Below are 12,702 nucleotides of genomic sequence, written 5' to 3'. Positions count from 1 at the left end.
TTCTTTTTTATCCCACTGTAAAGTCCCAGTCCGCCGGGTCGCTGGAGTAGTCCTCCGCAATGTCGGCGTATTCCACAAATTCCTCCTCCGGGTCGTAGACCGCCGGGGTACCATGCACCACCCACTGCCGTCCGTACTCGTCGGTGACCAGAGCGGCCATGCAGTAGGTGTACCCGGGTTCCAGGGTAATGGTCTCCGGGCCCTCAAAGAACCGGGCGTTCTCCCAGTCCCCTTTATAGCTGTCAGGCTGCTCACAGGGGGTATACCGGGCCACCAGCTTCTGGTCCCGGAACAGGCCCACCTGGATGTCCGCTATCTTGGTACACGGGCCGCCTGTAAACGCCTCGTCCACCGTGATGAAGGTGTACCTGGAATTGCGGAGCACGCCGTCTTTCCCGGTGCTGCCCCACAGATCGGAGCCGTCACAGCTCACATAGGGATAGGTGTCGGACAGGAGGTAGGTAAACACATCCAGCATCTGGGTCTCCCGCCGCTCTCCGTTCACAAAGACCACCGAGAGGGTAATGGAGTCGGTGAGCGGCACGGTTACCTGGGCGGAGAAGGACTGGCCCTCCCCCAGGACACCGGGGAACTCCAGGGGACCGTCCCCGCAGTCGGCCAGAAAGACCGCCTCCATGCCCTCCACATAGGTCTTGGGGACCGCCTCCAGGGCAAAGGATGCGGTCCCCGCCCCTGGGTCGGAGGAGAGAAACTCCGCGTTGTAGCTGGCGGTCAGGCTGTTCTGGGCCTTGAGAATCTCCTCCACCCGGCTGGTGATGGAGCCAATCTGGCTGTTTACGTTGGAGGATACGTTGGAGATGGTGCTTTGCAGGTTGCCATAGTCCTGGCTCACCCGGTTGAGCTGGCTGAACAGGTTGAGAAAGAGCGCCGCCGCCACCAGCGCCGCCGCGCCGCCGGCAATCAGGGGCCACCGCCGCCTGGCGGGAGGCTGAGGCGGCTGTTCCATCCGGGCCGTCTGGGCGGCCAGGTACCGGTCCGCAATCTCCTGGACCATTTTGATCTGGGCCTCGGTCAGCTCCGCGCTCTGGCCGTCCGCCTGCCCGGCGGGGTGCTCCTCCTCTCCCAGCAGCCAGCCCACCGGCACGGAGAAAATCCTGCTTAATGCCACCAGCTTCTCCACCTCGGGCAGGCTGGCGTCCGACTCCCACTTATAGATGGCCTGCCGGGACACCCCCAGCTTATCTCCCAGCCCCTCCTGAGAGAGGCCCAGCTCCTTTCGTTTCTGCGCGATGCGCTGTCCCACTGTCATAGGCGCGCGCCCCCTTTCCTTCTCCACCTTAGCACAGGGACGGGCCCTAAAACCACCAACCGGAGGGTGGATTTTTGTCAACCAGCGGTTTACATTCCCCGATTTCAGGGCTGTTCCCGGCCCGGAAGGTCAGGATTTTCCCTCGTCGATGTAGCTGTACAGGGTGTACTTGGAGATGCCGAAGAACTTGCACACCTTGTCCCCCGACTTGGTGATAAGGAAGGCGCCGGTGTCGTTGAGGAACTGGACCGCCTTCACCTTGTCCTCCTTGGTCATCATGGCTACCGGCTTGCCCACCAGGGCCACGCTCTGGTCGATGAGCTCGTCCAGCAGGTCGGCCACGTTGCGTGAGATCCGCTCCGGCTCCTTCTGGGGGGCGTCGGTGCTGGTAAACTTGTGGAGCTGGTCCTCCATGGCCAGCATGAGGGTGATGTCGTAGTTGACGCCGAAAATGCCGATGGCCCTGCCGTCGTCGTCCCGAAGGTAGATGGTGCTGGACTTGAGGATCTTCCCATCCTTGGTGCGGGTCAGGTAGCTCAGGTGGTCCTCCAGGTCCTCCCGGCCGCTGTGAAGCGCCTCCAGCACCACATGGGAGGGGCCGTCCCCCACCTTCCGCCCAGTCACCTGGCCGTTCTCAATGGCCACAATGGAGCTGTCCGGGTCGTTGGAGTCCAGGTCGTGGACCACCACCTCGCAGTTGGGCCCAAATTGTTTGGCCAGGCCCTTGGCCAGCTGAAGCATGAACTGGAGCACCGAAGCATCCATCGTTCCACCCGCTTTCCACAGAGTCGCTCCGGCGGCGCTTTCCGTTGTTTTACACAATTTCCCGCCGGGCGCAAATTTAGTAAACATCATTTTAACATAAATTACTGCAATTTCAAGAAAAATTGTTTTGCCTAAAAATTTTTTAGCCACTCTGAAAAATCACCTTGAAATACAAGCAATGTTATGGTAGAATAGAGCTGTCAGGAGAATATTTCTGTATATAGTACACAAAACTTTATGAAACAAGGCTGCAACGGAGTGCTGTGCGCACGGGCTGAATGGACGTGAGATTCCCCCCTGCCCTGCCGCGCCGGGGCAGCGAGGGGCGCGTCCATTCCGGCGGAATGGACGCTTTTTGCTGCGCTGAAGCAGTCCAGGCGCTCCGTTCAGAGGCGTCACGTCTTATACTCAAAGGAGGAATTGCTATGCTTCTGGTGGGAAACGGCCAACTGATCACCCGGGACAGCGCCCTGCCCTATCTGGCTGACGGCGTGGTGGTGCTGGACGGCGACATAGTCAAGGAGGTGGGCGCCTTCTCCGGCCTGAAGGCCAAATACCCGGACGCAGAATTTGTGGACGCCAGAGGCGGCGTCATCATGCCCGGCCTCATCAACGCCCACACCCACATCTACTCCGGCCTGGCCCGGGGCCTGTCCATTGCGGGCAACAACCCTACCAATTTCCTGGAGGTACTGGAGGGCATGTGGTGGAACATCGACCGCCACCTGACCCTGGACGGCACCCGCGCCTCCGCCTACGCCACCGTGCTGGACTGCATCCGGGACGGCGTGACCACCATCTTTGACCACCACGCCTCCTTCTGCCAGATCCCCGGCTCCCTGTTCGCCATCAGGGACGTGTGCCAGGAGCTGGGCATGCGGGCCTGCCTGTGCTATGAGGTCTCCGACCGGGACGGCGAGGAGAAGTGCGGCCAGGCTATCCGGGAGAACGCCGACTTCGCCAAGTGGGCCAGAGAGGCCGACGACGACATGATCAAGGCCATGTTCGGCGGCCACGCCCTGTTCACCCTGTCGGACAAGACCTTTGAGAAGATGGTGGAGGCCAACGACGGCATGACCGGCTTCCACATCCACGTGGCCGAGGGCATGAACGACGTGTATGACTCCCTGCGCAACTACGGCTGCCGCCCGGTGAACCGCCTCCTGAACCACGGCATCCTGGGCGACCGCACCATCCTGGGCCACTGTATCCACATCAACCCCGCCGAGATGGATATCATCAGGGAGACGGGCACCATGGTGGTCAACAACCCCGAGTCCAACATGGGCAACGCGGTGGGCTGTTCCCCGGTGCTCCAGATGATGGCCAAGGGCATCACCGTGGGCATGGGCACTGACGCCTACACCCACGACATGCTGGAGAGCCTGAAGGTGTTCCTCATCATCCAGCGGCACAACGCCTGCCTGCCCAATGTGGCCTGGTGCGAGGCCATGGACATGCTCTTCAAGAACAACGCCGCCATCGGCGCCAAGTACTTCAAGAAGCCTCTGGGCGTCCTCAAGCCCGGCGCCGCCGCCGATGTCATCGTCATGGACTACAAGCCCTTCACCCCCTTCTCTGACGAGAACATCGACGGCCACATGCTCTTCGGCATGATGGGCAAGAACTGCCGCACCACCATCATCAACGGCAAGGTGCTCTACAAGGACCGCGAGTTCGTGGGCATTGACGAGGACAAGATTAATGCCTGGACCATGGAACAGTCCAAGAAGCTGTGGGGCGAGCTGAACCACCGCACCTATTAATTTCCGGCCAATTCCGACAACAAGTCGTAATCTGAACAGTTATAAATAACTGGAGGTTTTCACTATGAGCGATATTATGCGCCCCATTCCCTTTGCCCAGCTGATGACCTGGGTGCTGGAGGAGTACCAGAAGGAGGGCAGCGTGTTCGGTGTGTCCAAGCTGGTGCGCCACGAGAACGGCCAGGCTCTGCCCATCTTTGAGGAGAAGATTGAGTCTCCCTACGGCCCCGCCGCCGGCCCCCACACCCAGCTGGCCCAGAACATCATCGCCGCCTACGCCGCCGGCTCCCGCTTCTTCGAGCTGAAGACCGTCCAGGTCATGGACGGCGAGGCCCTGAGCAAGTGCGTGCCCAAGCCCTGCATCACCGCCGCCGATGAGTGCTACAACTGCGAGTGGTCCACCGAGCTGACCGTGGAGCAGGCCTTTGCTGAGTACGTCAAGGCCTGGTTTGCCTGCAAGCTGATGGCCAGGGAGCTGGGTCTGGGCGACCCGGACGCCTTTGTGTTCAACATGTCCGTTGGCTACGACCTGGAAGGCATCAAGAGCCCCAAGGTGGACGCCTACATCGAGGGCATGAAGAACGCTGAAGGCTCCGCCGTGTGGGCTGAGTGCATGGACTGGACTCTGGCCAACCTGGACAAGTTCCAGAAGGTGGACGAGGCCTATGTGAAGGCCATCTCCCCCGTGGTGTCCCGCTCCATTACCGAGTCCACCCTCCACGGCTGCCCCCCCGACGAGATCGAGCGCATCGCCACCTACCTCATCACCGAGAAGGGGCTCAACACCTACATCAAGTGCAACCCCACCCTGCTGGGTTACGAGTACGCCCGCAAGCGTCTGGACAGCCTGGGCTTTGACTACATCGTCTTTGACGACCACCACTTTGTGGAGGACCTCCAGTGGGCCGACGCGGTGCCCATGCTGCGCCGCCTTATCGCCCTGTGCCAGGAGCGTGGCCTGGAGTTCGGCGTCAAGCTGACCAACACCTTCCCCGTGGACGTGGCCGGCGGCGAGCTGCCCAGCCAGGAGATGTACATGTCCGGCCGCTCCCTGTTCCCCCTGACCATCGCCCTGGCTGCCAAGGTCTCCACCGAGTTTGACGGCAAGCTGCGCATCTCCTACTCCGGCGGCGCCGACTACACCAACATCAAGGACCTGTTCGACGCGGGTATCTGGCCCATCACCATGGCCACCACCATCCTCAAGCCCGGCGGCTATCAGCGCCTGAGCCAGATCGGCGAGCTGCTGATGGACTGCGGCAGCGAACCCTTCTCCGGCGTGGACGTGGCCAAGGTCAACGCCCTGAGCGACAACGTGCCCGTCAATCCCCACTACCGCAAGCCCATCAAGCCCCTGCCCAACCGGAAGAACGGCAAGCAGGTGCCCCTGGTGGACTGCTTCGACGCGGGCTGCCGCACCGGCTGCCCCATCCACCAGGATATCCCCGCCTACCTGATGCGGGCCGGTGAGGGCAAGTACGCCGAGGCCCTGGAGATCATCCTCCGCCGCAACGCCCTGCCCTTCATTACCGGCACCATCTGCCCCCACCACTGCGGGGACAAGTGCATGCGCAACTACTACGAGAGCGCCGTGGATATCCGGGGCGTGAAGCTCAAGTGCGCCACCGAGGCCATGGCCGAGGTGCTGCCCACCCTGAAGCCCGCCGCTCCCCAGAGCGGCAAGAAGGTTGCCGTCGTGGGCGGCGGCCCTGCCGGCATTGCTGCCGCCTTCTTCCTGGCCCGTGAGGGCGTGGCTGTCACCGTCTTTGAGCGCAAGGAGTCCCTGGGCGGCATCGTCCGTCACGTGATCCCCGCCTTCCGTATTGGTGACGACGCCATCGACGGCGATATCGCTCTGGCCAAGGCCATGGGCGCCCATTTCCAGACCGGCGTGGAGGTCACCTCCGCCCAGAGCCTGTTTGACCAGGGCTTCACCCACGTCATCTTCGCCACCGGCGCCTGGAAGCCGGGCAACGCCCACCTCCAGTACGGCGAGGCCATGAACGTCATTGCCTTCCTGGAGCAGGCCAAGAAGGCCCCCGACACCCTGAAGCTGGGTGCCAATGTGGTGGTGGTCGGCGGCGGCAACACCGCCATGGACGCCGCCCGTGCCGCCAAGCGCATCCCCGGCGTGGAGAACGTGCGCCTGGTGTACCGCCGCGACCAGCGGAACATGCCCGCCGACGAGGAAGAGCTCCACATGGCCATCGACGACGGCGTGGAGTTCATGGAGCTGCTGGCTCCCGTGGGCGTGAAGGACGGCGTGCTCACCTGCTCCGTCATGGAGCTGGGCGAGCGTGACGCCTCCGGCCGACGCAGCCCGGTGGACACCGGCCGCACCGTTGAGGTGCCCGCCGACACCGTCATCACCGCCGTGGGTGAGCACGTGGACGACGCCCTGTTCGCCGCCAACGGCGTGGCCCTGGACAAGAAGGGCCGTCCCGTGGTCAACGAGACCATGGCCACCGGCGTGGCGAATGTGTACGCCGTGGGCGACGCCCGCCGCGGTCCCGCCACCGTGGTGGAGGCCATTGCCGACGCCACCGCCGCCGCTCAGGCCATCGCGGACATGAATCCCGACCTCTGCGTGGACAAGAACGTCCACCCCGACTACAACAAGCCTCTGTCCAAGCACGGCGACCTGCGCACCGAGACCTCCTGCCCCGACACCCGCTGCCTGGGCTGCTCCACCGTGTGCGAGACTTGTACCGAGGTCTGCCCCAACCGGGCCAACATCCACGTCACCGTGCCCGGCAAGCGGATGCGCCAGATTGTCCATGTGGACGGCATGTGCAACGAGTGCGGCAACTGCGCCATCTTCTGCCCCTACGAGAGCCGTCCCTACAAGGACAAGTTCACTCTCTTCTGGAGCCGCGAGGACTTTGACAACAGCACCAACGACGGCTGGCTGCCCCACGGCGGCGACGACCGCGTGTGCACCGTCCGTCTGGGCGGCGCGGTGAAGGACTACGACGTCACCGATCCCGCCTGCGGTCTGTATGAGGACCTGCGGCAGCTGATTCTGGCCGTCCGCAAGGATTACGGCTATCTGGTAAAGTAAGACCGGAACAACAAGCGCGCAACCCAAACCAGGGGCTCTGGGCGACCGTGCCCAGAGCCCCTGTTACAGGTGCCGTTTCCAATCCCGGGCAAAAATGACAAAATGAGGCGAGACATCATGTCAAAAACAGAGACCTGCAAGCGTTACCTCATGTTCCTGGTGGGTGTGCTGGTGTGTGCCACCGGCATTTCCTTCATCACCCGGGCGGGACTGGGCACCTCCCCTATCTCCTCCACTCCCTTCGTGCTCAGCCTGATTACGCCCCCTGTCACCGTGGCGGGACACACAGTGGCCATCACCATGGGGGTGTACACCTTCGCATTCAATATGCTCTTTCTGGTGGGCGAGGCGCTGCTGGTGCGGCGCTTCACCTGGAAGCAGGCCCTCCAGATCCCTGCCACCATCTTCTTCAGCCTGTGCATGGATGAGGCTCTCTCCCTCATTCCATCCCAGTACGGCGGCCCCTATCCCATGAGCGTGCTCTACCTGGCCATCGGCTGCGTGGTTATGTCTCTGGGCATCACCCTGGAGGTGCTTGCCGACGTGATCATGCTCCCCGGCGAGGCCTTCGTCCGGGCCCTGAGCCGGAAGAGCAAGGGCCAGTTCGGCAACGTGAAGGTCATCTTTGACAGCTCCCTCACGGTCATTGCCGCCATCATCGCCCTCTTCGCCTTCCACAAGCTCAACGGCGTCCGGGAGGGCACCGTCATCTCCGCCCTGCTGGTGGGCCAGCTGGTGAAGCTCTTCACCAAAAAACTGTCTTTCCTGAAGAAGCTGTTCGGGGAAAAACAGAGCGCATAACGATGCAAAAAAGGCCTGGGCCGCTGCATTTGCAGCGGCCCAGGCGCTTTATTGGGTTCAGCCGGTAAAGCCTCCGTTGCTCACCCAGTTGTCCCCCTGCTTCTCCATGCCCCGGAACAGCCCCCAACCATACCAGCCGGTATAGGGGCCGTCCTCAATCTCCCAGAGGCCGCTGCCCGCCTGATAGGGTGCCGTGTACAGGTTGGGCACCTGAAGGGCCAGTTCCTGGATAAAGACAAAGCTGTCCTCCACTCCCGGATCGGGGGCGTAGTAGTCGCCAGAGGCGGGCAGGTTCGCGCTGTACACCTGGGCATCCAGCACCGCGTACTGGCTGTCCGGCTCCAGATTCCGCAGGTTCTCCGCCAGCTGCTCGCTCCACACCCAGGCCACCAGGGCAAAGTCCTGATGGGCCGGGTCGTCATCCACCGGCGGGATGTCGTACTTGTCCCTGGCCTCCTCCAGCATCTGGGGCGTGACGGCAATGGCAAGGGCCGCCATGTACTCGGCATCGTCATACCAGAAGCGGGCCTCTGCTCCCACGTCATACTCCTCACCGCCGGACTGGACATAGTACCAGATATCCGTGCCATCGGTGTGCCGTCGGACAAGGCCGCTGCCCTGGTAGAATTTCAGGTAGTCTCCGTCATCCCCAATTGCGGGGTGGCTGACGGCGCCGGCCGGTTCGCTGATGCCGCTGAGGTAGATGGCCGCATCACACTCCGGCTCCTCCGCAGGGGCGTCGGCATAGCTCCAGTCCCTCCAATCCAGGCCCATACCAAGGCGATCGGGGTCGGCCGTTACGGTCTTGCGTGTAACCTCTCCGCCGCTGTGCCGCTCCAACGTCAGGACGGCAGTGCTGCCCTCAGGCAGCAGCCCCTCCAGCGCCTGCTCAAGATCTGTGGAGGCGGCGGGCCGGGTTCCGGTCTCCCTTGTTCCGCCCCGGTCGGCCAGGTAGTCGCTGCCCTCCCTGGAGCTGAAATTGCTTACATGGAACGTATCCGTAACAAAATTCAAAAGCACCCAATTGATATCCAGGTCGGCCCAGGAACTGCCGGTGCTGCCCGTCTCGTCGGCCTGGGCCTGACACTGGGCGTAGAACTCCTCAGCGGGCAGGTCGGTGTCGGGCAGGACAAAATGCCGCTCTCCCTTGTCGTCGTACCACCGCTCCACGCACCAGATGCCCCCCTGGCCCTGGGTCACGGGCTGGCAGAGGACAATGGTATAGGTTCGTGCGGTGCTCTCGTCAAATTCCGAGCCGTCAGCGGGGGCGTCGGGGTAGTAGGTCACGTCCCGGTGGATGCCGGTATAGCTGAAATCGTCCACCAGCACGGCGGAATTGTCCGGCTCTGTTCCCTCCGTTGGGGACGGGCTGGGGCTTTGAATGTCTCCGGTAGGGGAGGGCTCCAGCGTCTCCTGTGGCTGTGCGCCGGTGAAGGTGCACCCCACCGCCACCGCCACAACGACCAGGGCCGCCGCCAGCACCCCCGCCGCCCGCCTGGGCTTCTTTGCAATGAGGGCAATCCGCTCCCGCAGCCCTCTGGCTCCCGAGGACATGGTGGTGGCTGTCCGCAGCAGCTCGGCGGGGTTGGAGCCGGTAGTCACCAGGGACAGCAGGGTGCGGCCGTAGGCCGTCCGCTCCCCCTCACCCAGCAGCTTGATGGCCCCCTCGTCGCAGGACAGCTCACAGTCCCGCCGGGACAGGGCCGCCGCCAGCCACACCAGGGGATTGAACCAGTAAATAGCCAGGCAGAGGCACCGAATCAAGGCCCAGAACTGGTCGCCCTGGCGGCGGTGGGTCAGCTCGTGGGCCAGAATGTGCTTCAGTCCAGACCCCTCAGTGGGGCAGTCCGGGGTCAGATAGATGCCGGGCCGCACCAGTCCGGACAGACAGGGGGAGGGTGCCCCGGCGGACACATACACCGGCAGGGGACAGTCCGCACCGGCCAGAGGCCGGGCTGCGCGCACCAGCCTGCGCCGGAACACCAGATTGCTCAACAGGAACCAGCAGCCCACCGCGGCTGCGCCCGCCAGCCACACCCAGCGGAGGACGGTACCCGGGTCAACACCCGGCTCCGCGGGCTGAATCTGGGCTGTGTCCCCGCTCTGGGGCTGGGACGGCGCGGCCACCGCGCCGGTCTGGGGCGCAGAGTTCCCTCCGGTGACGTTCTGGATTTGGCCTGTCCCGGCGGGAATCTGCTGCTCTGTGCGGCCAATCTGGATGGTCTCGGTCACCGGCTCCACCGCGTTCATCACGCTCACCGGGCTGCTGACAAAGCTCACCGGCACCAGCAGCCGGACTGCCACCAGCAGCCACAGGGCGTACTGTACCCGCTGGCTGATTTTCCCCCGCAGCACCAGCCGCAGCAGGGCGATGACCACGATGAGCACTGACGAGGTCACTAGAATTTCCGTCATGTCTGCTCCTCCTCTCCCTGGTCCAGCAGGGCCTGGAGCTCCTTCAGCTCCTCCCTGGAGATGCGGCGGTTTTGCAGCAGGGTGCTCACCATGAGGCCCACGCTGCCGTGGTACACCCGGAAGAGCAGGGACTCGGTCTCCGCCGCGGCGGCCTTCTCCCGGGCGATGGCCGGGTAGAACACCTTGGCCCGCCCCTCCTGCTCCGCCCGGATAAGGCCCTTGTCCTCCATCCGGCGCACCACGGTGGACACGGTGCTCTTGGCCCATCCGGCGCTCTCACCCAGGGCATGCACCAGCTCCATCAGGGTGGCCGGCGCCTTCCAGAGCTCCTCCATCACCCGCCACTCTCCGGCGGACAGATTCACCCGCTCCATACGCCTTCCTCCTTTTTGGTCTACTCTTGTAAACCTAATGTACCATATCGGTCTACACATGTCAACCATTCAAAAAATAAAAACCGCGCTCCGGCAGAAGTTCTGCCGGAGCGCGGTAGTTTGTCAGCTTCTCTGCTTGCGCAGCAGGCGGATGTCCTCCCCGAAGAAGGGGAGCACACGGTATTCTCCCTCCAGCCGTGAGGCAATCTGGGGGGCGTACCGCCGCCGCACGTCCTCCATGGACAGGTTGGAGGAGATGACGGTCCGCCGGTCGGCGGTGAGGCGGCTGTTGATGAGGGTGTACAGGGCGGACTGGACAAAGGGGGTGGTCATCTCGCTGCCCAGGTCGTCCAGAATCAGCAGGTCGCAGGACAGGTAGCGCCGGGTCTCATCCCGGGCCTCCCGGGTGTCGTCCGCGTCCCGGGAGAACTTCTTGTCCTCAAACCGGGAAAAGATGTTCACCGCCGTGTCGTACACCACGGAGAACCCGTTCTCCGACACGGTGCGGGCGATGCAGGCGGAGAGGAAGGTCTTGCCCAGGCCGGGGGCTCCAGAGAGAAACAGGTTGTTGAAGTAGAAGCGGCCGAACTTCTGGGCGTAGTTGAGGCAGATCTCGTAGACCATCTCCATGTTCTCCCGGGGAGAGATGCTGCTTCCCCGCCAGGGGGCGGGGGAGTACAGGTCCAGGGAGAAGGTGTCGAAGGACTGCTCCCCCAGGTCCAGCAGCTTGGACAGCTCCTTGATCTGCTCCTGGGCGCACAGGGCCTTCAGGCAGTCGCACATGACCGCACCCCGCCAGCCGGTGTCGTTGCACTTGGGGCAGGCGGGCTTGTCGTCCAGGGCGTCGGCGGGGTAGCCGTGGGCCACCAGCAGCTCGGCCCGCTCGGCCTGAAGGTCCAGGTTCTTGTCCCGCACCACCCCGATGGCGGGCACCGGGTCGCTGCCCTGCCGGAGGGAGGCGGAGATGATGTCCACAATGGTGCGGCGCAGCTGCCGGTCAATCTCCGCCGCCCGGGGAATGGCGGCGTATATCTCCCGCCTGCGGGCGTTTTGCTCCTCCTCACGGCGGCGGCGCCGGCCTTCCAGCCGCTCGACGGCCCGTCGGAGCACGTTCTGTTCATAGGCCATAGCTCAGTTCCCTCCCTGTTCCGACTTCTGGCGGGCCAGAAAGTCCTTCATCCACTGGATGTCGCCGGTCATGTGTCCCGCGTCCCGGTCAGAGCCGGGTCCGGCAGGCGCGGGGGCGTTGGCTCCCTGCGTACGCACGGGGGCCGTGTCGCCGGTCTCAATTTCCGCCGGGGTATGGAGTCCCTTCTGATGCCAGGAGCGGAGAATGGAGTTCATATAGGGCCAGCTCATGGCCTGCTTTTTCAGCACCGTCCGCTCGTAGGCCAGGCGGATGGCCTCGTCTCCAAAGCCCATGTCGGTCCATGCGGCGATATACTTCCGCTCTCCGTCCACCGCCGGACGGCCGGTGATGCCCAGCAGAGAGAGCACCTGGCTCTCCCGGGTGCGCAGCTCCCCCTGCCGCTTGATGTAGGAATCGGCGGCCTCGGCGGTATCCACCTCCAGGCGGCGCCACACAAAGGCCTCCTTACGGATCTGGCTCATGCGGGGCTTGCGGCCGGGGCCGTATTTCCGCTCCATCTCCTCCACGCACCAGCTCACCAGCAGGCAGATGACCTCCGCCGGCAGGGCCAGGAAGTCGTAGAGGGTATAGAGGGTCTTCAAATCGGCGGTGGAGAGAATCTTACCCAGCCGCCGCTGGACCTCCCCCACCAGGGCGGGGAAGGGGGAATCCTGGTCGTCCAGCTCCCGGGAGATGTCCTCGGCGGTGTACTCCGGGGGCTCCTCCTGCTGGGGCTGGGGCGGGGCGGCCTGGGGCATGGCGGGCGCCAGGCCCTTGCCGGAGAGCACGTCCCAGGCGGCGGTGAGCCGCCCGCCGTCCCACCGGAGCGCGCTGCCCGCCTCCTCCAGAGAGGCTCCGCCGTTTTTCCGCAGTAAATAGAGGTAGAGCAGGGCCGCGTCCCCACTGCCCGACGCAATGAGCCGGTCCGCCGCCTCTGCGGGCATGGCCACCACGCCGCCGGGGAGAAAAAGATTGGCCGCCATACCATCACCTCCAGAAAAAGCTCGTCCAATCGGCACCTTATATTGTACATGAAAAGGGTGGGAAGGTAAACAGGGAATCTGCGAAGAAGGGAGAAACAGGCAGAGGCCGGGCCAACCGGCCCGGCCTCTGAAGCATGC

At 63.8% G+C, this 12,702-nt stretch carries 9 protein-coding genes; 3 read left to right on the top strand and 6 right to left on the bottom strand.

Annotated features, from left to right (window positions below; translation table 11 throughout):
* Positions 1 to 7 precede the first annotated feature (7 nt).
* Together Q0K06_RS00265 and Q0K06_RS00260 are read right to left on the bottom strand one after the other, a co-directional pair.
* Positions 8 to 1,270 carry a helix-turn-helix domain-containing protein gene (locus Q0K06_RS00265; protein ID WP_294547031.1) on the bottom strand — a complete coding sequence of 421 codons (1,263 nt, stop codon included), beginning with the start codon at positions 1,268 to 1,270 and terminating at the stop codon, positions 8 to 10.
* A 129-nt stretch (positions 1,271 to 1,399) separates the two neighbouring features.
* Positions 1,400 to 2,035 carry a helix-turn-helix transcriptional regulator gene (locus tag Q0K06_RS00260; RefSeq protein WP_294547028.1) on the bottom strand — a complete coding sequence of 212 codons (636 nt, stop codon included), beginning with the start codon at positions 2,033 to 2,035 and terminating at the stop codon, positions 1,400 to 1,402.
* Positions 2,036 to 2,460: 425 nt separating this feature from the next.
* On the opposite strand from Q0K06_RS00260, the gene ssnA reads away from it, so the two are divergent.
* The 3 genes from ssnA (at position 2,461) to Q0K06_RS00245 (ending at position 7,663) form a co-directional block, all read left to right on the top strand.
* Positions 2,461 to 3,801, top strand: coding sequence for a putative aminohydrolase SsnA (gene ssnA / locus Q0K06_RS00255; protein ID WP_294547025.1), 1,341 nt, complete (start codon positions 2,461 to 2,463; stop codon positions 3,799 to 3,801).
* A gap of 64 nt (positions 3,802 to 3,865) precedes the next feature.
* Entirely contained in the window at positions 3,866 to 6,862 is a 2,997-nt protein-coding gene (gene ygfK, locus Q0K06_RS00250) for a putative selenate reductase subunit YgfK (protein WP_294547022.1), read from the top strand.
* 117 nt (positions 6,863 to 6,979) lie between these two features.
* Positions 6,980 to 7,663 carry a DUF6198 family protein gene (locus Q0K06_RS00245; protein ID WP_294547019.1) on the top strand — a complete coding sequence of 228 codons (684 nt, stop codon included), beginning with the start codon at positions 6,980 to 6,982 and terminating at the stop codon, positions 7,661 to 7,663.
* A gap of 57 nt (positions 7,664 to 7,720) precedes the next feature.
* Here the strand turns inward: Q0K06_RS00245 and Q0K06_RS00240 are convergent, their stop codons facing one another.
* The 4 genes from Q0K06_RS00240 to Q0K06_RS00225 form a co-directional block, all read right to left on the bottom strand.
* The gene (locus tag Q0K06_RS00240) at positions 7,721 to 10,078 is read right to left on the bottom strand and encodes a M56 family metallopeptidase (RefSeq protein ID WP_294547016.1); all 2,358 of its coding nucleotides are present in this window, start codon (positions 10,076 to 10,078) and stop codon (positions 7,721 to 7,723) included.
* A complete protein-coding gene (locus Q0K06_RS00235; protein WP_294547013.1) occupies positions 10,075 to 10,452 on the bottom strand; it encodes a BlaI/MecI/CopY family transcriptional regulator in 378 nt (125 codons plus the stop codon). The genes Q0K06_RS00240 and Q0K06_RS00235 overlap by 4 nt, the downstream gene beginning before the upstream one ends.
* A gap of 123 nt (positions 10,453 to 10,575) precedes the next feature.
* Positions 10,576 to 11,580 carry an ATP-binding protein gene (locus Q0K06_RS00230; protein ID WP_294547010.1) on the bottom strand — a complete coding sequence of 335 codons (1,005 nt, stop codon included), beginning with the start codon at positions 11,578 to 11,580 and terminating at the stop codon, positions 10,576 to 10,578.
* 3 nt (positions 11,581 to 11,583) lie between these two features.
* Complete coding sequence (locus Q0K06_RS00225; protein WP_294547007.1) at positions 11,584 to 12,564, bottom strand: DnaD domain protein; 981 nt, start codon at positions 12,562 to 12,564, stop codon at positions 11,584 to 11,586.
* Between the last annotated feature and the right edge of the window lie 138 nt (positions 12,565 to 12,702).

Source organism: uncultured Pseudoflavonifractor sp. (assembly GCF_944387805.1).
In the GTDB taxonomy this organism is placed as follows: Bacteria; Bacillota; Clostridia; order Oscillospirales; family Oscillospiraceae; genus Pseudoflavonifractor.
Note: the sequence above shows the minus strand (reverse complement) of the source record. Positions and strands in the feature narration are given on the sequence as shown.

What these genes read in the sequence shown, in the direction of transcription:
- Q0K06_RS00265 (WP_294547031.1), bottom strand. Translation starts at nt 1,270, where the DNA reads ATGACAGTGGGACAGCGCATCGCGCAGAAACGAAAGGAGCTGGGCCTC.
- Q0K06_RS00260 (WP_294547028.1), bottom strand. Translation starts at nt 2,035, where the DNA reads ATGGATGCTTCGGTGCTCCAGTTCATGCTTCAGCTGGCCAAGGGCCTG.
- ssnA (WP_294547025.1), top strand. Translation starts at nt 2,461, where the DNA reads ATGCTTCTGGTGGGAAACGGCCAACTGATCACCCGGGACAGCGCCCTG.
- ygfK (WP_294547022.1), top strand. Translation starts at nt 3,866, where the DNA reads ATGAGCGATATTATGCGCCCCATTCCCTTTGCCCAGCTGATGACCTGG.
- Q0K06_RS00245 (WP_294547019.1), top strand. Translation starts at nt 6,980, where the DNA reads ATGTCAAAAACAGAGACCTGCAAGCGTTACCTCATGTTCCTGGTGGGT.
- Q0K06_RS00240 (WP_294547016.1), bottom strand. Translation starts at nt 10,078, where the DNA reads ATGACGGAAATTCTAGTGACCTCGTCAGTGCTCATCGTGGTCATCGCC.
- Q0K06_RS00235 (WP_294547013.1), bottom strand. Translation starts at nt 10,452, where the DNA reads ATGGAGCGGGTGAATCTGTCCGCCGGAGAGTGGCGGGTGATGGAGGAG.
- Q0K06_RS00230 (WP_294547010.1), bottom strand. Translation starts at nt 11,580, where the DNA reads ATGGCCTATGAACAGAACGTGCTCCGACGGGCCGTCGAGCGGCTGGAA.
- Q0K06_RS00225 (WP_294547007.1), bottom strand. Translation starts at nt 12,564, where the DNA reads ATGGCGGCCAATCTTTTTCTCCCCGGCGGCGTGGTGGCCATGCCCGCA.